Annotated in this window: 15 protein-coding genes, 1 tRNA gene and 4 pseudogenes; 13 read left to right on the plus strand and 7 right to left on the minus strand. The window is 65.4% G+C overall.

Going from position 1 to position 18,032, the window contains the following annotated elements; translation table 11 throughout:
- Positions 1–42 precede the first annotated feature (42 nt).
- Both MTHMO_RS06445 and MTHMO_RS06450 read left to right on the plus strand, forming a co-directional pair.
- Complete coding sequence (locus MTHMO_RS06445) at positions 43–1,212, plus strand: hypothetical protein (protein ID WP_202214056.1); 1,170 nt, start codon at positions 43–45, stop codon at positions 1,210–1,212.
- 96 nt (positions 1,213–1,308) lie between these two features.
- Positions 1,309–1,380: transfer RNA gene (locus MTHMO_RS06450), tRNA-Glu, on the plus strand.
- A 152-nt stretch (positions 1,381–1,532) separates the two neighbouring features.
- Here the strand turns inward: MTHMO_RS06450 and MTHMO_RS06455 are convergent.
- From MTHMO_RS06455 to MTHMO_RS06465, 3 genes and pseudogenes are all read right to left on the minus strand, one after another.
- Complete coding sequence (locus MTHMO_RS06455; protein WP_202214057.1) at positions 1,533–1,925, minus strand: DsrE family protein; 393 nt, start codon at positions 1,923–1,925, stop codon at positions 1,533–1,535.
- Positions 1,926–1,964: 39 nt separating this feature from the next.
- Complete coding sequence (locus tag MTHMO_RS06460; RefSeq protein WP_202214058.1) at positions 1,965–3,593, minus strand: transposase; 1,629 nt, start codon at positions 3,591–3,593, stop codon at positions 1,965–1,967.
- Positions 3,586–4,147: pseudogene (locus MTHMO_RS06465) on the minus strand (IS607 family transposase). The gene MTHMO_RS06460 and the pseudogene MTHMO_RS06465 overlap by 8 nt, the downstream one beginning before the upstream one ends.
- A gap of 216 nt (positions 4,148–4,363) precedes the next feature.
- Here MTHMO_RS06465 and MTHMO_RS06470 point away from each other — a divergent pair.
- The gene (locus tag MTHMO_RS06470) at positions 4,364–5,191 is read left to right on the plus strand and encodes a type IV toxin-antitoxin system AbiEi family antitoxin (protein ID WP_202214059.1); all 828 of its coding nucleotides are present in this window, start codon (positions 4,364–4,366) and stop codon (positions 5,189–5,191) included.
- Positions 5,192–5,271: 80 nt separating this feature from the next.
- Positions 5,272–5,529 (plus strand): nucleotidyl transferase AbiEii/AbiGii toxin family protein, encoded by a 258-nt coding sequence (locus tag MTHMO_RS06475; protein ID WP_237394805.1) that lies wholly within the window; start codon positions 5,272–5,274, stop codon positions 5,527–5,529.
- 20 nt (positions 5,530–5,549) lie between these two features.
- Here the strand turns inward: MTHMO_RS06475 and MTHMO_RS06480 are convergent, their stop codons facing one another.
- The 3 genes and pseudogenes from MTHMO_RS06480 to MTHMO_RS06490 all read right to left on the minus strand — a co-directional run bounded on the left by MTHMO_RS06480 (position 5,550) and on the right by MTHMO_RS06490 (position 8,909).
- Positions 5,550–6,845, minus strand: a complete 1,296-nt coding sequence (locus tag MTHMO_RS06480; protein WP_237394806.1) for a transposase — start codon at positions 6,843–6,845, stop codon at positions 5,550–5,552.
- 326 nt (positions 6,846–7,171) lie between these two features.
- A pseudogene (locus MTHMO_RS06485) lies at positions 7,172–7,733 on the minus strand (IS607 family transposase).
- 61 nt (positions 7,734–7,794) lie between these two features.
- Positions 7,795–8,909 (minus strand): annotated as a pseudogene (locus MTHMO_RS06490) (alkene reductase).
- A gap of 110 nt (positions 8,910–9,019) precedes the next feature.
- Between MTHMO_RS06490 and MTHMO_RS06495 the strand changes: the two are divergent.
- From MTHMO_RS06495 to MTHMO_RS06515, 5 genes are all read left to right on the plus strand, one after another.
- Positions 9,020–9,292: an arylamine N-acetyltransferase gene (locus MTHMO_RS06495; RefSeq protein WP_370568266.1), complete on the plus strand. Its 273-nt coding sequence runs from the start codon at positions 9,020–9,022 to the stop codon at positions 9,290–9,292.
- A 437-nt stretch (positions 9,293–9,729) separates the two neighbouring features.
- Entirely contained in the window at positions 9,730–9,981 is a 252-nt protein-coding gene (locus tag MTHMO_RS10955; protein WP_255535448.1) for a transposase, read from the plus strand.
- Positions 9,982–10,098: 117 nt separating this feature from the next.
- Entirely contained in the window at positions 10,099–12,318 is a 2,220-nt protein-coding gene (locus MTHMO_RS06505) for a circularly permuted type 2 ATP-grasp protein (RefSeq protein WP_237394808.1), read from the plus strand.
- Positions 12,315–13,184: a transglutaminase family protein gene (locus MTHMO_RS06510; protein WP_202214061.1), complete on the plus strand. Its 870-nt coding sequence runs from the start codon at positions 12,315–12,317 to the stop codon at positions 13,182–13,184. The genes MTHMO_RS06505 and MTHMO_RS06510 overlap by 4 nt, the downstream gene beginning before the upstream one ends.
- A gap of 254 nt (positions 13,185–13,438) precedes the next feature.
- Positions 13,439–13,891, plus strand: a complete 453-nt coding sequence (locus tag MTHMO_RS06515) for a VOC family protein (RefSeq protein ID WP_202214062.1) — start codon at positions 13,439–13,441, stop codon at positions 13,889–13,891.
- Here the strand turns inward: MTHMO_RS06515 and MTHMO_RS06520 are convergent.
- The gene (locus MTHMO_RS06520) at positions 13,888–14,886 is read right to left on the minus strand and encodes a DUF6607 family protein (RefSeq protein WP_202214063.1); all 999 of its coding nucleotides are present in this window, start codon (positions 14,884–14,886) and stop codon (positions 13,888–13,890) included. The genes MTHMO_RS06515 and MTHMO_RS06520 overlap by 4 nt on opposite strands.
- A 352-nt stretch (positions 14,887–15,238) precedes the next feature.
- On the opposite strand from MTHMO_RS06520, the pseudogene MTHMO_RS11120 reads away from it, so the two are divergent.
- The 4 genes and pseudogenes from MTHMO_RS11120 to MTHMO_RS06535 all read left to right on the plus strand — a co-directional run.
- Positions 15,239–15,382: pseudogene (locus tag MTHMO_RS11120) on the plus strand (cytochrome ubiquinol oxidase subunit I); the annotation flags it as partial.
- Between the two features lie 67 nt (positions 15,383–15,449).
- Positions 15,450–15,797, plus strand: coding sequence for a cytochrome ubiquinol oxidase subunit I (locus tag MTHMO_RS11125; RefSeq protein WP_255535357.1), 348 nt, complete (start codon positions 15,450–15,452; stop codon positions 15,795–15,797).
- A 3-nt stretch (positions 15,798–15,800) separates the two neighbouring features.
- A complete protein-coding gene (gene cydB / locus MTHMO_RS06530; protein WP_202214064.1) occupies positions 15,801–16,955 on the plus strand; it encodes a cytochrome d ubiquinol oxidase subunit II in 1,155 nt (384 codons plus the stop codon).
- Between the two features lie 111 nt (positions 16,956–17,066).
- On the plus strand, positions 17,067–18,002 hold the full coding sequence (locus MTHMO_RS06535; protein ID WP_202214065.1) for a cupin domain-containing protein: 936 nt from the start codon (positions 17,067–17,069) through the stop codon (positions 18,000–18,002).
- Positions 18,003–18,032 lie beyond the last annotated feature (30 nt).

The raw sequence follows: 18,032 nt of genomic DNA on the forward strand, positions 1-18,032 counted from the left end.
TTCGCCGGTATTTTTCCCGCACGCGGTCGCAATCTTCCTCTCATGGATGCGCCAAACTGGGTGAGCGAAGGCGTCCTCAAGTCCGCCCGCTCCCTCGGAGAAGCTTGCTGGCTGGCCGGCCTACTCGGACGGTTCACCTTTTGGGAGCCGATCGAACGGAGCTTCAGCAAACGGCTGCCCGCCAACGCCGCGCCCTTGACGGAGAGAGCCCTCGTCGCCTTCCTCGCCCTCGGGGCCATCCCGGTCTTGGCTTCCCTCATTCCCGCCTTCGGGAGAAGTCCCGCTCCGGCGACCTTCGGCGCCTTCCTTGGCGGGCTTTTCGGCTTCGGATTCCTCCTGTCCTTGCCCCTGCGGAAACCGACGGTTCCCTGGTCGGCCCTCCGATGGGCACTCTGGGGCTTGCTCGGGTGCACCCTCCTTCTTGATCCCGCCGGGAAGCCCGCCGCCCTCCCGGGGCCGGAAGCACCCCTGCTCTGGCGGGCGCTCCTGCGGCTTCTTCTCCTCTCCCTCTCCCTTTGGCTGGCTACCCTCCTTGCCGAGCTGCTGATCCTAACACCGGTCCTGGCGCGCACCGGCAGGCGCGATCCCTTCATTTTACTCCTCGGGACCGGATCGCTGGTGAACAGCTATGCGATCACCGTCTTCGGAGCGAGCGGGCTCGGGTTGGCCTGGCTGCTCGCCCTCCATCCCCTCTCTTCCTCTCTGGGCGCTTCGGGGTCGCTGGGGAAGGCGATCGGAGCTTTGGCGCTCTTCGCCCTCCTTCTTCGGTCTTTCCACCAGGTCTTGGCCGAGCCGGCGGCGACAGCCGTGCTGATGCGCCCCCGGGCCTGCCGCTCCCCGGAAGCCGCCCCATCCGCGTGTCGCCTCCCGCTCACCACCCATGCCCTCGAGCTCTTCGCCGTCGCCGGGACCCTGATCGCGGGCAACTTCCTGGCCGCGCAATCGGCGGCGAGCCCGCCTTCGGCCGTGGCGTTCCGGCGGATCGACCTTCTCTTCCTACCTCTGCTGGCTCTCCTCGCTGCCGGCGGCCATCGACTTTTCCGTTTCAGCCGGCAGCTTGTCGACGCCTGTCTCGATCTGCCGCCCGCCGAGGACCCCCGCCGGGTGCCCCCGGTGCTGGTCCAGCTCGGATGGCGGCAATGGCTCTGGGCTGGAGGGGTCTTTTCCCTGACCGCGCTGGCAATCCTGCTGGTGACAGGCCTTCCGCATTGAAAGGGAAAGCATCCGGCCGCCGCCTTTCCCGCTTGCCGCTCCCGGCCCGATCTGCTTTGCTCCATCCGTAGGCGTTCGCGCAAGCAGACCCGGACCGACCCCATTGTGTAGTGGTTAGCACACCACCCTTTCAAGGTGGTAGCACGGGTTCGAATCCCGTTGGGGTCGCGAGCCCCGGCGATACGCCGGGTGCTTGGCCCCGCAGCCGTGGCATCGAGCTCCTTGCGTTTTCCGAACGCGGCCGGAGGTGCCGCCGCGGCTTCGCGGCGAATCCGGAACAAGGGCGTTTCGTCCGCTATCGGCTTGAAGGCGATCGTTCCTTAAAAAGTGAGCACCGTCGCGCCCTCGCCGATACATCGCCGAATTTCCACGGCTCCTTTCACCAGCCTCGCCGGAAGCATCCGATCCGCCTCGACCCCGTAGGCTTCCAAGGAAACCTCGCAGGCCGTAATGTCGACTCCGCATCGGCGCAGGTGATCCAGCGCCTCCGCAATGATCGGAGGCGATTTCTGGTTCGAACGCAGCAATTCGACTCCCGGACCCAGCAAGAGAAACTCGACCTGGGTGTTCGGCTGATTCGCCAAAACTCCCGCCATGTGCAAAAGCGAATTCGCCCGCGGAAAGGCCTCTTTCCCCGTTGTTACCACGATCAGTAGCGCCTGCTTCGAGCTGGCTGCCGCCGGCCCTCCTGGATCCACACCGCTCTTACTCATGATCGGGAACCGTTCCTAAAACCATAGACAACCGTTCCCCTACCAGGGAAGATCGTCCAGGACGTCGGCCGAACAGTGCTGCCGACGGTTCGCGTGCCGGGGTTTCGCCGGCAAAGCCCGCGTAGCGCCCAATGCCCGCGATTTCGGGAGCAGAGGCGCGGGAGGCAAGCGATTGCCTCCCGACCGGGCATGCGCTGCATGCGCCGCTTTGAGCCCCTTCCGAACGACCGCCCAGAACGACCATACATGCTTCGTCCGATTCCTCGCGGGTAGGGCGAAGGTGAGATGGCCGCCATTGCGGGTCGGCACGACCGCCTCCCGCACGGACGGGCGCTCGGATAGGCCCAATCCTCTCCGGGCGACGGCGTAGGCCGCGCCCTGGTGAGAACCGATGCCATGACGGCGCGCGTGGTTGACCGCGCCGATCACGGAAGTGTAGGCCGGGTCGACTTCGATCCATTTGACTCCGGCACGAAAGGAAGCCGCCTTGAGCATGGAGATCGTCTTGGCGTAGGCGAAGGATGAGAGCGAGCGAGCCCGGACGCCATCGACCGCCTCCAGCTCGGCCCTCCGCTTGCGAAGATCCAATCGCTCGATCACGAGCGGCTTGCCCGATTCGGCGCAGGCCCGGGCGATCTGCCGGCACGCATCGCCGATCGCGGCTTTCGCTTGCTCCTCGCTCTTCCCATAGAGATGCAATCCGATCCGGCGGACTTCCACGAGGTTGCCGAAGCGGTCGGTTTCGGCTACGGCCAGATGGTCCTCGTTCATGTCGATGCCAATCGCCCCAGCCAGATGGCTCGTCCTCAATAAGACCGGTTGCGCCTCGACGCTTGCGAACAGCCGCCAGCCCTTCCGGTCCCGCACGAAGCGGTAGCTTACGGCAGCTCCCTCCCGCTTGCGGAAGAGCTTCCCCGTCTTGGTTTGTGCGGTCACGACCCGGCCGGCGGAGAGGGCCTGGAGGATTTCCTCCTGGCCGTAGGCCAAGCGCACGCCCTCGAGCACCAGGTGTTTGCTCGTGCTTCCCCATCCGTACGGCAGCCGCAACCGCAGCCGCAGGCTGCCGTCCGGAGCGACTGCGGCTTGGCAGGACTGGTTGCCCGAGGCCTCGTCCTTCGATCCGAGCACGAAGAACTGGCTGCTCCGCTCCGCCTGCCAATCCTTCTTCCATGCGGCATGGTCCGCATAGCCGTTCTCTTCCCGGGAAAACTGCTTGCGGAAGAGGCGTCGGGAACCGAAACAGAGCCGGACCCGGCCGGACTCCTGATCGGCCAGAAGCGCCTCGAGCTTCGCCCGCAGGACGGCAAGCCGCCGCTTTTTCTGGTGCACGACATTCGATCCCGGATGCTTCTTCTCCAGCCGGCCGACCGCCTCTTCCGCTTTCCGGATCCGCCATTTGGCTTCCTCGATCAACTCGGGCCGCCTTTCCCGGATCGAGGCGATCTTGCCCTCAAGCTCGACCCGAATGGCGTTGAGCTGCCGGGCGGTGAGGCCGAATCGGCGCAGGAACGACCGCTTGAGCTCGTTTAGGGGAACGCCCGCCCGCATCCTGGCCAAAAGAGTCCGCTGCGCCCGCCCGTAGAGCGCCGTATAGGCGTCAAGACACGAAGTCTGCTCATGCGTCAACCTCAACCGGGTCTGGTAGGTGAAAACAGGGCGCTTACTCATGGATCGCTTCAAGCGCCTTCTCGGCGCGGTCCTGAGCGGATCGCTTCCCGTAAAGCCTGGCACACATCGAAACGATGACCTCATGCAGGTCGCCCACGATGTCATCAGTCCTGTCGTCCGACTCCACCACCAGGACCGATCGGCTCTGCGCGGCCAATGCCGCTTCCACGTACTCCAAGCCGAAGCGCATCAGCCGGTCGCGATGCTCGACCAGGATGACGCCGATATTGGGATCACGGAGCAGCTCGATCAGGCCCTTCCGATGGACGTTCATTCCGGAGCCGACCTCCTTGACGGCCTTGACGATCGGCAACCGTTTGCTTGAGCGCGAACTCGGTCAGCCGAGCCAATTGCCGGTCCAGATCCGCTTTCTGATCGGAGCTCGATACCCGTGCGTAAAGGGCGACCCCATTGGGTTGTGAGGGCTCCGCATGCACGATCACCGTTCCGGTCGGCAACTGCTCGGCCGGGACGGGCAAACGCCCTTCCTTCCACATCCGCCAAGCTGTCTTGTAGCAAATGCCCTGCCGCTTGGCCCAGACACTCAACTTCACTCGGACATACTGCCATTAAACTTGCTATGTGTCCATATATTTTTTAGCTGCTGGCAACCCCTTAGTGGATTGGTGGCGACAGGACCACTGCTCTCGCGGGATCTACTCAGCTTCGCTGCGGTGGCGCATCGTTCCCGCCACCCTACCATTGCTAGCCTTGTTAGCCCGCGTATCTTATATATAAGCGCGAAACGCACCCTTCGGAGAAACGAAGCGATGACACACAGCGCACCCCTCAAGACCTTGGGCGCCCAGTCGGCCAGGCTGGTAACTGAGCTCCACGAGCGGAGACGAATGATCTTCCGTCTGGACGATGTCCGGGAGATCACGGGATTGTCCAGGAACTCCGCCAGAAGCCTTACGCACAAGCTCGTGGCTCGCGGCGTGGCCGATCGGCTCAGATCAGGCCTCTACATCCTGGCGCCGTCCGAGACCGGCGAGCATCATTATTTCGGAGATCCCTTCGTCGTCGCCCGCGAGCTCATGCGCGGGGAGGATTACTACATATCGCATGGCAGCGCTCTGGAATTTCACAACATGACGACGCAGCCTCAACTGGTGATTACGGTCAGCATACCACATCCCAGACGGGCTATATGGATTTCCGGAGTGGAATTTCGCTTCGTGCGCTGCCCTCGCGAGCACTTCTTCGGAATCGTCGAGGATTGGTCAACCGCGGAGGAGAAGGTGCGCGTAAGCGATCTGGAGAAGACGGTCGTCGACGGGCTCAAGCAGCCACAGCACTGCGGCGGGCTGACGGAAGTGGCCAAGGGCCTCTGGATGCGGCGTGATGACATCAGCGTTGACCGCCTCATCCAGTACGCTCAAAGGCTCGGCGTCGGAGCCGTCGCGCGCCGGCTGGGGTATGTGCTGGAGACCTATGAGATGGCGTCGGAGACGGATCTGGCCCGCCTGCGCGCCGGCTTGACCGAGACTTACGTGCTTGTCGATCCAATCCGCCCGCGCGAGGGGAGACGCCTGCATCGGTGGCGTCTCGTCTTGAACGTCGAGCCGGAAGAACTTGTCGCGGTTGTCAGCACGTAATCATGATCACTTGTCGCGCTCTTTCGGAGATCTCAAAACGCATATCCAAGCAAGGCGGCCGGCAGATCGCGGAAGGCGTCTTGGAGCACGATTACTGCCTCGCGTGGATTCTCGTCGGGATTGCGCGCAGCCCGTTGCGCGACATCCTCGCGTTCAAGGGAGGGACGGCGCTTAAGAAGTGCTACTTCGCGGACTACCGGTTTTCCGCGGATCTCGACTTCACCTTGCTTAAGGAAACGCCATGGGCGGAAATCCAGTCTCTCCTCGCGACAGTGGCTAACGATGTGGAGCGCGCATCCGGCATGGAGATCCGCTTCGACCGTCTCGACCGTTCCTAAAACCATAGACAACCGTTCCCCTACCAGGGAAGATCGTCCAGGACGTCGGCCGAACAGTGCTGCCGACGGTTCGCGTGCCGGGGTTTCGCCGGCAAAGCCCGCGTAGCGCCCAATGCCCGCGATTTCGGGAGCAGAGGCGCGGGAGGCAAGCGATTGCCTCCCGACCGGGCATGCGCTGCATGCGCCGCTTTGAGCCTCTTCCGAACGACCGCCCAGAACGACCATACATGCTTCGTCCGATTCCTCGCGGGTAGGGCGAAGGTGAGATGGCCGCCATTGCGGGTCGGCACGACCGCCTCCCGCACGGACGGGCGCTCGGATAGGCCCAATCCTCTCCGGGCGACGGCGTAGGCCGCGCCCTGGTGAGAACCGATGCCATGACGGCGCGCGTGGTTGACCGCGCCGATCACGGAAGTGTAGGCCGGGTTGATCTCGACCACTTCAACACCAGCGCGAAAAGAGGCCGCCTTGAGCATCGCGATCGTCTTGGCGTAGGCGAAAGAAGAGAGCGAGCGAGCCCGAACGCAATCGACCGCCTCCAGCTCGGCCCTCCGCTTGCGAAGATCCAATCGCTCGATCACGAGCGGCTTGCCTGCTTCAACGCAGGACTGTGCGATGTCCCGGCACGCATCGCCGATCGCGGCTTTCGCCTGCTCCTCGCTCTTGCCATAGAGGGATAATCCGATCCGGCGGACTTCCACGAGGTTGCCGAAGCGGTCGGTTTCGGCTACGGCCAGATGGTCCTCGTTCATGTCGATGCCAATCGCCCCAGCCAGATGGCTCGTCCTCAATAAGACCGGTTGCGCCTCGACGCTTGCGAACAGCCGCCAGCCCTTCCGGTCCCGCACGAAGCGGTAGCCCACGGCAGCTCCCTCCCGCTTGCGGAAGAGCTTCCCCGTCTTGGTTTGTGCGATCACGACCCGGCCGGCGGAGAGGGTCTGGAGGATTTCCTCCTGGCCGTAGGCCAAGCGCACGCCCTCGAGCACCAGGTGTTTGCTCGTGCTTCCCCATCCGTACGGCAGCCGCAACCGCAGCCGCAGGCTGCCGTCCGGAGCGACTGCGGCTTGGCAGGACTGGTTGCCCGAGGCCTCGTCCTTCGATCCGAGCACGAAGAACTGGCTGCTCCGCTCCGCCTGCCAATCCTTCTTCCATGCGGCATGGTCCGCATAGCCGTTCTCTTCCCGGGAAAACTGCTTGCGGAAGAGGCGTCGGGAACCGAAACAGAGCCGGACCCGGCCGGACTCCTGATCGGCCAGAAGCGCCTCGAGCTTCGCCCGCAGGACGGCAAGCCGCCGCTTTTTTCTGGTGCACGACATCCGATCCCGGATGCTTCTTCTCCAGCCGGCCGACCGCCTCTTCCGCTTTCCGGATCCGCCATTTGGCTTCCTCGATCAACTCGGGCCGCCTTTCCCGGATCGAGGCGATCTTGCCTTCGAGCTCGACCCGAATGGCGTTGAACTGCCGGGCGGTGAGGCCGAACCGGCGCAGAAACGACCGCTTGAGCTCGTTTATGGAAACGCCCGCCCGCATCCTGGCCAAAAGAGTCCGCTGCGCCCGCCCGTAGAGCGCCGCATAGGCGTCAAGACACGAAGTCTGCTCATGCGTTAACCTCAACCGGGTCTGGTAGGTGAAAACAGGAAGCTTACTCCTGGATCGCTTTGAGCGCCTTCTCGGCGCGGTCCTGAGCGGATCGCTTCCCGTAAAGCCTGGCACACATCGAAACGATGACCTCATGCAGGTCGCCCACGATGTCATCAGTCCTGTCGTCCGACTCCACCACCAGGACCGATCGGCTCTGCGCGGCCAATGCCGCTTCCAGGTACTCCAAGCCGAAGCGCATCAGCCGGTCGCGATGCTCGACCAGGATGACGCCGATATTGGGATCACGGAGCAGCTCGATCAGGCCCTTCCGATGGCCGTTCATTCCGGAGCCGACCTCCTTGACGGCCTTGACGATCGGCAACCGTTTGCTTGAGCGCGAACTCGGTCAGCCGAGCCAATTGCCGGTCCAGATCCGCTTTCTGATCGGAGCTCGATACCCGTGCGTAAAGGGCGACCCCATTGGGTTGTGAGGGCTCCGCATGCACGATCACCGTTCCGGTCGGCAACTGCTCGGCCGGGACGGGCAAACGCCCTTCCTTCCACATCCGCCAAGCCGTCTTGTAGCAAATGCCCTGCCGCTTGGCCCAGACACTCAACTTCACTCGGACACACTGCCATTAAACTTGCTATGTGTCCATATATTTTTTTAGCTGCTGGCAACCCTCATGCCCCGATCTCATCGAGGGTCGGATAGTCGGTATATCCCTTTTCTCCGCCGCCGTAGAAAGTCGACGGATCCGGAACATTGAGCGGCGCGCCGCGCCGGAATCGCTCCGGCAAATCCGGGTTGGCGAGAAAGAGCTTGCCGAAGGCGATCGCATCAGCGATCCCGGCCGCGATCGCCGCCTCGGCCCGCTCGGCCGTATACCCGCCGCAAAAGACCAGGACGGAAGAAAAGGTGCACCGCAAGGAGCGCCGTTCCTCCTCGGTCAACGGCGGGCCTCCCGCCCAATCGGGCTCTTCGATATGAAGATAGGCGATCTTCCGCTTATCGAGCTCGGCCGCCACGTAGAGCGCGGCTTCCCAACTCCCTTCGACCTCCATGTCGTTGAACACCCCTTGGGAGAGAGCCGGACGCCCACCCTCTCCCGCCCGATGGCTTCGGCGACCGCATCGACGACTTCGAGCAATAGCCGCGCCCGATTCGGGAGCGAGCCCCCATATTCGTCGCGCCGTCGATTGGCCCGCAGGTCGAGGAACTGGTTGAGAAGGTAGCCGTTGGCCGCGTGGACCTCCACCAGGTCGAATCCCGCACGCCGGGCTCGGAGGGCTGCGGCGGCATATTCCCGAACGATCCTATGGATTTCGGGAATCTCGAGCTCCCGCGGTGTGTCCACCGGGACGCGCGCGGGAGTTCCATCCGGGAGCACGACGAAGCATTCGGTCTTCTCGGCCCGGACCGCCGAGGGCCCGACCGGCGGCCGCCCCCCCTCCTGAAGAAGGTGGTGGGAGACTCGGCCCACATGCCAGAGCTGAAGGGCCATGCGTCCCCCGGCGCGGTGGACCGCTTCGACGACCTGCCGCCAGCCCGCTTCTTGGGCATCGGTGTAGATTCCCGGCGTCCAAGCATACCCCTGCCCTTCCCGGCTGATCTGGGTCGCTTCGCTGATAATGAGGCCCGCCGAAGCCCGCTGCGCATAGTAGCGGGCGTTCATCTCCGTCGGAACGTCTCCAGGCTGCCCCGCCCGGGATCGGGTCAAAGGAGCCATCCAGATTCGGTTGGGGGTAACCAGAGGGCCGACGGTGAGGGGAGAAAAGAGATGGACTAGAGATGACATGATGAGAATCTCCCTGGTTGGATCACCAACCATCGGAAATTGTTCTAACGACTTTACCCGGTCGGAGGCAAGCGCCGAGCGGCAGGACGTTCAGAGGATCTGCTTCCCCTGTGCCTCCCGCATTCCTCGACCGCTACTTCGCCCGCATCGGCTATGGCGTTCCGGCAAGCGCTACTCTGGATACCCTGAGCCGGCTTCACGCTCTTCACCCCCAGGCCATCCCGTTTGAAAACCTCGATCCGCTGCTCGGCCGGCCGGTCCGCCTCGACCTCGACTCGATCGAGCGAAAGCTCGTTCTCGCAGGCCGCAGGGCTACTACTTCGAGCACAATTTTCTTTTCGCCGAAGGCTTGCGCACGCTCGGCTTTCCGGTCACCGGCCTAGCGGCCATTTCTCACAAGCTTTCTCCTACGGCTTGCAAAACGGGCTCGTCTGCTTCGCTCCCGCTTGGTTTTCCATCCTCGCAGTATGTCTTCATACAGCTCCGGTGGAAAACCTGCGCCCGCCTCGCACCCAAGCCCATTTGCGGCGCCTCGGCTACGAAATTTGTGAGAAATGGCCGTTAGCGGAGGGCAAAAAATCCGACAAAAGGGCATAGGAAAGGCCGTCTTTCCCTAGTATAAGTGCGTTAACGACACGTTATTACAACCAGAAAAAAGAAACGGCCTTCCCTGGCAGGGTGTAGCCAAGAGACCTTTGTTGCGTTTACAGCGCATGTTTCGCGACGGGTGGAAGCGGGATGTACCGCGGGTCGGATCTCCAGCGATGGGGGCGCGATCCTGTTGCGGGAAGCCGATCGGAAGATCGGTTGGTGAAGACGGCTGGAGGGCTGCTTTCGGGATCGACGCCATCCGAAACGCATTGTGCATCGGCTACGGGAGATGCTTGCCCAGCGCGTCTTCGGGATTGCGCTGGGCTACGAAGACCTCAACGATCATGAGCAGTTACGGACCGATCCGCTGGTTGCTCTCCTGAGCGGGAAAAGGTCGTACGGAAGTTCGTATCCGAGAAGCCGCCGGCGAGCCTGGATGCCAGGGCCAATTCGAGTTCCCCGCGGAGCTGTCTCCAGATAGGGCGAGAAGAACCCTCGGCCGCGTCCATGGCGCGAGCCGCAAAAACAGGATGGTTCAGCGCGGCTGGAGCCGGTTTTTTGGATCGGCACCGGCGCGGGGCTTTGTTAAGCGGGTTGGATGCAGCCACCGGAGGCACGAGCAGGACAGGACGAGACGCTCGATGCCCACGGGCGCCTTCGCGACGTGTGGAGGCCGGTGATGGCGGCAGTCCACCGGCTGGGGCCGGAGGAGCTCGCTCGGCGCGCTACGGCACTCAACCGGATGACCGGCCTGGCGGGACCGTTCGGCGATGCGCCGCGCCTCATTTATGACCCGCTGCCGGTTCTGCTGACCGCCGGCGAGTTTGCCGAACTGGAGGGCGCGATCCGGCAGCGCGCCCGCTTGCTGGGCGCGGTGTTGGAAGACCTCTACGGCCCCCAGAGGTTGCTTCGAGAGCGGTGGATCCCTCCCGCGCTTGTGCTCGGAGACCGCCGTTTCTTGCGCGGCCTCCACACTTCGGCCCCGTTGGCCTACCCGCGCCTGGCGCTCTACGCCGCCGACCTGATCCGCACCCCGGATGGATCCTTCCGGCTGCTCCGTGAGCATGCCGGCGCGATTTCCGGTCTGGGCCACGCGCTGAGCCTCCGCCGCTTGGCCGCCGCCACCCTTCCGGAGATCTTTCCCGCCGGCGGCTTGCGTTCTTTGCGCCCGGCACGCGAGATGCTGGTCGACCGGCTCTACCGAGGAGCCGAAGGAAGGCTCGTGGCGGTCCTTTCGGCCAGCACCGCTTCCTCCCGCCCGAGCCCGGCAGCGGTCGACGAGGCCCTGCTCGCCCGCTCCCTCGGTCTGCTGCGGATCGGGCCCAGCGACATCGCCACGCGCAAGGGCGCCTTGCACATGAAGACGCTAAGCGGCCTCCTTCCGATCGCAACCTTGATCCGCGGGATCTCCGGCATCGACCTCGATCCGCTGGAGCAGACCGGCCGCCTGGCCCTGGGCGTTCCCGGCGCCTTCGGCGCGCTGCGCGCCGGAGTCCTCTCCATGTGGAACGCCCCCGGGACGGCCCTGGTGGAGGCGGCCGAACTCCTCCCCTTCCTCGACCGGCTCTGCGAGCCGTTGCTGGGCGAGGATCCGCTGCTCCGGCGGGCCACCGAAGAGGATCGGGCGCTGGCTTCCCGAGCGGCCTTCGCAGGCGGCCCGCAGCTCGTTTCGCTTCCGATCGCCTTTCGGTTCTTCGCTTGGAATGACGGAGAGCAATGGCGGGTGTTGCCCGGCGGGCTCGGCCTGCCGCTCGAGGCTTCCGCAAGCGATTCTCCGTCCTTCGGCTGCAAGGACATCTGGGTGCTCGAACCGGAGGAGGAGGAGGATTACCGCATCGTCGGTCCCCCTCCGGTGGAACCGCCGAACCTCGGCTTCTTCCTAGCGGCCGCTCACCTCCCCTCGCGGTTGGCCGACAATCTCTTCTGGCTCGGACGTTCGGTCGAGCGGCTGGAGGCCGCCTGCCGGCTGCTGATGCTCGCTCTGCCCCGGCTCGAATCGGGCACCTCGCTGCCGCGCGATATCGCCGAGCGCACCCTCCTCATCCATTGTCTGGCCCGGGCCGGGCTCATATCCTCGGAGATCGCCGGCGGCACCGTCTCCGGCCGCCTGCTGCGGCAGACCTTGGCGCGCGGCCAGCGGATCGGCGGACTGGTCGCGGAGGTCGACCGGCTGGTCGATGCCTCCTCCGAGCGGCTTTCGCCCTCGATGCTGGCGACGGTCCGCTTCGCCCTCCGCCAGGCGACCGAGAGCCTCCCCAAGGAGGAGATGGCGCTCCCCGTGCTGTTGAGCTTCACCGCCACCTTCGCGGGCATCGCGGCGGAGAACATGTCCCGAGACGGCGGCTGGCTCTTTCTAGAAATAGGTCGCCGGCTCGAGCGGGGAGTAACCATGGCCGAGAGCTTCGCCATCCTGCTCGACGCGCCGCCCGAGCGGCTCGAGCCGGGCATGGCGCTCAGCATCGAGCTTGCGGATTCGGTGCTTAGCTACGATCTGCGCTACGCGGGCATCCTCTCCCCCGGCCCTGTCCTCTCGATGGTCCTGGCCGACCTCTTCAACCCGCGGTCGCTCGCCTTCCAGTGCGCCGCGCTGCGCGCTTGCCTCGAGCGGTTGGCCGCCGAGGACGAAGCCGAGTCCGCCTACCGGCTGCAGCGCGAGGTCACCAACCTGGTCGGAGCCGCCTCGAATCTGGGGGAGCCTCTCCGGGAGGTCGCCGCCAAGCTCCGCCTCCTCTCCGATCGGATGCACCGGCGCTTCTTTGCCCTGCTCCCCGAGCCGCGCTCCCTGGAGGAAGACGAAGTGGCCAATTCCGCGCCATGACGTGCTACCGGCTCCACCATGTGACCGTCTACGAGTACAGCGAAGCGGTGGTCCTGGGGACGCATTTCCTCCATCTCCTGCCGCGCGAACGACCTGGCCAGAGGGTCCTCGCCGCCCGGCTCGAGATCTCGCCGGCTCCCGACACCCGCCGGGACGAGATCGATCATTTCGGGAACTTGACCACTACGGTCTCGATTACCGGAGAGCACCGGGAGTTCCGGGTGGCGATGAGCGCCACGGTCGAAGTCGAGCTGCCGCCCCTTCCCGCCACGACCCCGGCCTGGGAGGAGATCGCCGCCTGCGGCTTGGACGATGTGGACCTAGTGGAGTTCTGCTTGCCCAGCCCGCTGGCCGCACCCGACGGGGAGATCGCAGCCTATGCCGCCGCCAGCTTTCCGGCGGGCCGACCGATCTTGGAGGCGCTCCTCGACCTGGGCGGGCGCCTCTACGCCGACATGAGCTATGTGCCCGGGGCCACCGGCAGCGCCACCACCGCTTCGGAGGCCTTCGCCGGCCGCCGGGGCGTCTGCCAGGATTACGCCCACCTCATGATCGCCTGCCTCCGCGCCCTCCGGCTGCCGGCGCGCTACGTCTCCGGCTACCTGCGCACCCAGCCGCCGCCCGGACAGGAGAAGCTTCGCGGGGCCGATCAGTCGCACGCGTGGGTTTCCGCATGGGCCGGACCGGAGGCGGGCTGGATCGACTTCGACCCGACCAACCGCCTCCTGGTCCGGGACGAGCATGTCACCCTCGCCTGGGGGCGCGACTTCCAGGACGTCTCTCCCCTGCGCGGCGTCATCGTGGGCGGCGGCTGCCACACGGTGCGGGTCGCCGTCGACCTCGATCCGCTGCCGCTCCCTCTTTAATCGATGAAGAAAGCCCCCTTCCGAAGCGATCCCGCCCGGCCGACTCTCTTCCGGAAAACCCGGATTCCCCTGGAGACCCACGCCGCGCGCACCCAGGGCGGACTTCCTCAGCCGGGCTCTCTTTCCGGAACGAGTGCCCCACTTCGGGGCTCCCCGGCCGTGGGGAGGATCCGGGGCCGTCCCGGGTTGCCTTTCGTCCGGTCCGCAAGCAAGATCGCTCCCGCATGCGCCTTGACGGCAGAGCGAGTGAAAGGATGGAGTCGGCAGAAAGCCCGCTGCTTAGCCAGATCAACCTGATCGTCCGGGAGATGGACGCCTCTATTGCCTTCTACCGGCGGCTGGGGCTGGACATCCGGAGGGCGAGCGCGCCCGATTGGGCACCTCACCATGCCGAGGCCGTTCTGCCGGGCGGGGTGCGGCTCGAGATCGACACCGTCGCCGGAGCGCGCCGGTGGAATCCCGGCGGGCGGCCGACGCCCGGCGGAGGGAACCTCCTCTTCTTCCGCGTTCGGTCCCGCAGGGCCGTCGACGACCTCTTTGCTTCCCTGACCGGGGCGGGCTACCGGGCGCAGAAGGAGCCCGAAGACGGATTCTGGGGAGCCCGCTACGCGATCCTCGAGGACCCCGACGGCAACCCGGTCGGCATCATGAGCCCGGTCGATCCCGCCCTTCGGCGGCCGCCCCCTCCCGCCCCGCCGACCGGTTAGGGGGGGGTCGATTCGGATTTCTCCTTGGGCAGGAGGAAGCAGTGCTCCCGGATGCACCCGAGGATTTCGCTTTCGGCCTGCTCCCGGCTTTCCCGGGCCGGATCGAACCGAGCCGCTGCCGCGCGGAGGCTTTCCGCCAGCTCCCTGGCGTCCTCCTTTCCCTTGTAGCCGACCTCCCGGTTCTCCTCGAGAATCCGGTCCCAAGCGGCACGGACCGCCCCCCAAAACGGACCGGTCTTTTCGAGGTACCGCTCGGCGGCCCGAAAGTCGGCTCCGCCTCCCTTGCGGTAGGAAATCACCCCGATCTCCCGCGCGAGCATCGTTTCCCGGCCTCCGCTCCCGCTCACCTTGTCGTTCTCCTCTTCCAGGATCCAACCGTCCCCGAAGACGATCTGATGCATCACCGACCGGAGCCAATCGTAATCCCTTCTCCGGCCCAGCTCGCGCTGGGGCAGCGGACGCCGCAAAGGGCGGGAGACCCATTCCGAAACCCCTTCTTCATGGCGCCACCGCCCGTACCCCGCGTACCGCGGAGCGTCATCGACGTTCCAGACCGTCTGGGTCCAGCATCCGGCGACCTCCTTGGGGTCGACCGCGAAAAAACGCCATCTCCCCCGCCCGGCATACTCCCAGAAGGAACTCCTCTGGTAGTCCCAATCCTGCCGCCAGTGCTTGACCACCTCTCCCTTTGCACCCACCAGCAGGTGCTGGAGGCCGATATGCCCGCCCTTATCCTCGAGGACGCACACCGCTTCCCATCCCCGGATCGTGTAGGGAGGACGGAGGCGATAGCCGGGTCGCCAAGAGAGGATTTCCTCGAACCGGTAGACGACCCGCCATTTGCCGGCCATCGAGAGAATGGCCCGGCGATCCGCGGCAAACGACGCGTCTTCGGATGCCGAGGCCGCGGGAGGAGGCGGTTCCGCGGCGCCCGGTTCCGGCGCGAGAGTTCCGAGGAGAAGAAGCCAGCCGAGAGCCGAAGCAGAACAGCCCACCCCTCCATCATACGTTGCGGGGGCCGGCCGACGCCAAAAATTCCCGATCGCGGCCTTTTCTCGCCGCGCTCCGGTTTCGAACCGGCCCTTCCTCGAGCCGCAGCCGCCGGCACCCGGAACCGACAGGCTCTTCACGGGCGACCGCCACTTTCGCCTCGCCCGGGAGAGAGCGATCCTTTAACGGCCATTTCTCACAAGCTTTCTCCTACGGCTTGCAAAACGGGCTCGTCTGCTTCGCTCCCGCTTGGTTTTCCATCCTCGCAGTATGTCTTCATACAGCTCCGGTGGAAAACCTGCGCCCGCCTCGCACCCAAGCCCATTTGCGGCGCCTCGGCTACGAAATTTGTGAGAAATGGCCGTTAAAACCGCAAAGGGAGCTCCCCTGATCCTGATCGGCCAGCCCAACTTGGAGTCCGAGTCGTTGGACAACCCGATCCTGGTGCCGAAGCTCCTGAGCTTCCTCACCTACCACCGCTTCGCGGCCGACGTCAAAGGGCTCGACGCCTTTCCGCGGAGCGACTGGCCCGACAACATCCCGCTGGTCTACTACGCCTACCTATATCATGGTCGGGCTCGGGACGGTCTTTGTCGCCGTCATGCTCGCGGCCGGAATCGCGCTGGCGGCGGGGCGGCTTGGAGAGAGCCGCTGGCTTTTGTGGACGCTCCTGCTTTGCGCCCCCTTTCCCTATATCGCCACGACGGCCGGCTGGATCACCGCCGAGGCGGGGCACCAGCCCTGGCTCGTCTACTCCCTCTTCCGGACGGCGCACGGCGCCTCCCCGGGGGTCAACGCGGGAAACGCCCTCTTTACCTTTTTGGGGTTCCTCGGGCTCTATCTTTTCCTGGGACTCCTCTTCGCCTTCCTGATCGGGAAGCGGATCGTCGAGGGACCGCCGGACCGATCGGCATAGGCGATGGAGACCCTCTGGTTCGTTTTCCTGGTCTTCCTGGTGGGCGGCTACGTCATCCTCGACGGGTTTGACTTCGGCACGGGAATCCTCCTTCCCCGGCTGGCGCGGACGGAGGAAGAGAAGCGGACCTGCTATCGGGCCGTCGGCCCGGTTTGGGACGGCAACGAGGTCTGGCTGATCGCGGCCGGCGGCCTTCTCTTCTTCGCCTTTCCGAAGGCCTACGCCTCGGCCGCCAGCGGCTTTTACCTGGCGATCATGATCTTCCTCTGGCTGCTGATCCTGCGGGGGATCTCGCTCGAGATCCGCTCCCAGCTCGCCCATCCGCTCTGGCGGAGCTTTTGGGACGGGGTCTTCTTCCTGGCCAGCCTGTCGGCCGCGCTCCTTCTCGGCGGCTTTCTCGGAAACCTGGTGACAGGCGTTCCGATCGACGCGAGCCCGGACTGGTTCCTCCCGCTGTGGACCTACTTCCTCCCCTCCTCCCGCCACGGGATCTTCGACGCGCTCACCCTCCTCTTCAGCCTGCTGGCCGCGGTGAGCCTCGGCCGGCACGGAGCCGCCTTCCTGCTCGTGAAAACCGACGGCGCGATCCGGACGAGGAGCCGGCGGATCGCGCTCCGGCTCTGGCAAGGGGAGGCCGCCCTCCTCCTCCTCTCGGTGGTCGTCATGGTTTGGACCCGCCACCCGGTCCTCGCCCGCTGCGCGCAGCGGCCGCTCGGGATCGGCGTTCTCGCGTTGGCCGCGCTCTCCTTCCTCCTGATCCCCTTCTTTCTCCGGACCGAAAAGGGGCTCTCCTCCTCCCTCTGCTCCTCGCTCTTCCTGCTTTCCGCCCTCGGAGCGACCGCAACCGGCCTCTATCCCTACCTCTTGCTCTCTTCCGTGAACCCGGGACAAGAGCCTGACCGTCTTCAACGCGGCGGCCGGCTCGCCCACGCTCCGCATGGGGCTTCTCTGGTTCGGGATCGGCGCCCTGCTGCTCCTCGCCTACACCTCCCTTTCCTATTGGAGCTTCCGCGGCAAGGTGCGGAGCCAGGCGGAGGGATATTGAGGCTGCCGCCCGCCGAAACACGCCGGATCGGAAATCCGGGAGGACTTCCCGGATCGCCCTCCGGGCCCGGCAGCAAGGCTTCCGGAGCTCCCCGCGGAGGCTTCCTTTCTTGAGGCGTTTATGCGTGATAGATTCTTTTAAAAAACCGGAACCGCGGCCCGCCTCCGGAGAGCGAACGATCCCGGCCCCGCCGGCCGCGCGAGGGACCCGGCACGGAGAACCCGATGAACGCCCAAGAGACGCAGGAACCGCTCTCCGAGGAGAGGCTCGAAACGGATTCGCTTCTTCTCGAGTACAGCCGGGCGGCCGATCCGATCGGCTCGGGCGCGACGCCGAACGTTCCGGTGAAGCAGTTTCTTCCCGAGGCCTACTTCCTCGGAAAGACCGGTCTGGCTTCCTTGGATCTTTCCGGCGAGCTCGGGGTTTCCTATCCGGCGACAAGCCCGAGCCTGCTCGCGGGCTTTGCCGAGATTCGCGGCGGGGAGCGGCTGGCGACCTCCCCCGAGGCCACCAGCCAGCTCTTCTATGTCATCGACGGCTCGGGAGCCACCGAAACCGAGCGGGGAAGCCTTCCCTGGAGGAAGGGGGATATCTTCGTCCTTCCGAGCGCTCCGGCCGTCCATCGCGCGGAGAGCGACGCCCGCTTGTATGTCGTCGACGACAGCCCGCTGCTAGCCTACTTGGGCGTGACCCGGAGCAAAAGCCGCTTCGCTCCCCTCCGCTTCCGCGCCGAAGCGATCCGCCAGGCGCTGGCCGAGGCGGAGGCCGACCCCGAAGCGGCGCGGAGGAGCCGGGTGAGCGTGCTCCTGGCCAACCGGCGGTTCCCGCAGACCCTCACCGTGACGCACTCGTTGTGGGCCATGTTCGGGATCATCCGGCCCGGGACGCGGCAGAAGCCCCACCGCCACCAGTCGGTGGCGCTCGACTTCGTGGTCGAGGGGAGGCCGGGAGTCTACACCCGCGTCGGCCGCGAGCTCCAAGCCGACGGATCGATCCGCGACCCGGTCCGCGTCGACTGGGTGAGCCACTCCGCCTTCGTGACCCCTCCGGGCTACTGGCATGAGCATGGGAACGCGTCGGATGGGCCCGCCTACATCCTGCCCATCCAGGATGCGGGACTTCACACCTACCTCCGGACGCTCGACATCCGGTTTAGCTGACGGCCGGAGCGGAGAAGCTCGGCGAAGAAA

Source organism: Methylacidimicrobium sp. AP8 (genome assembly GCF_903064525.1).
GTDB lineage: Bacteria > Verrucomicrobiota > Verrucomicrobiia > Methylacidiphilales > Methylacidiphilaceae > Methylacidimicrobium.

Excerpts from the sequence above, each read along its gene's own strand:
- MTHMO_RS06445 (WP_202214056.1), top strand. The coding sequence starts at position 43 with ATGGATGCGCCAAACTGGGTGAGCGAAGGCGTCCTCAAGTCCGCCCGC.
- MTHMO_RS06455 (WP_202214057.1), bottom strand. The coding sequence starts at position 1,925 with ATGAGTAAGAGCGGTGTGGATCCAGGAGGGCCGGCGGCAGCCAGCTCG.
- MTHMO_RS06460 (WP_202214058.1), bottom strand. The coding sequence starts at position 3,593 with ATGAGTAAGCGCCCTGTTTTCACCTACCAGACCCGGTTGAGGTTGACG.
- MTHMO_RS06470 (WP_202214059.1), top strand. The coding sequence starts at position 4,364 with ATGACACACAGCGCACCCCTCAAGACCTTGGGCGCCCAGTCGGCCAGG.
- MTHMO_RS06480 (WP_237394806.1), bottom strand. The coding sequence starts at position 6,845 with ATGTCGTGCACCAGAAAAAAGCGGCGGCTTGCCGTCCTGCGGGCGAAG.
- MTHMO_RS06505 (WP_237394808.1), top strand. The coding sequence starts at position 10,099 with ATGCAGCCACCGGAGGCACGAGCAGGACAGGACGAGACGCTCGATGCC.
- MTHMO_RS06510 (WP_202214061.1), top strand. The coding sequence starts at position 12,315 with ATGACGTGCTACCGGCTCCACCATGTGACCGTCTACGAGTACAGCGAA.
- MTHMO_RS06515 (WP_202214062.1), top strand. The coding sequence starts at position 13,439 with ATGGAGTCGGCAGAAAGCCCGCTGCTTAGCCAGATCAACCTGATCGTC.
- MTHMO_RS11125 (WP_255535357.1), top strand. The coding sequence starts at position 15,450 with ATGGTCGGGCTCGGGACGGTCTTTGTCGCCGTCATGCTCGCGGCCGGA.
- cydB (WP_202214064.1), top strand. The coding sequence starts at position 15,801 with ATGGAGACCCTCTGGTTCGTTTTCCTGGTCTTCCTGGTGGGCGGCTAC.
- MTHMO_RS06535 (WP_202214065.1), top strand. The coding sequence starts at position 17,067 with ATGAACGCCCAAGAGACGCAGGAACCGCTCTCCGAGGAGAGGCTCGAA.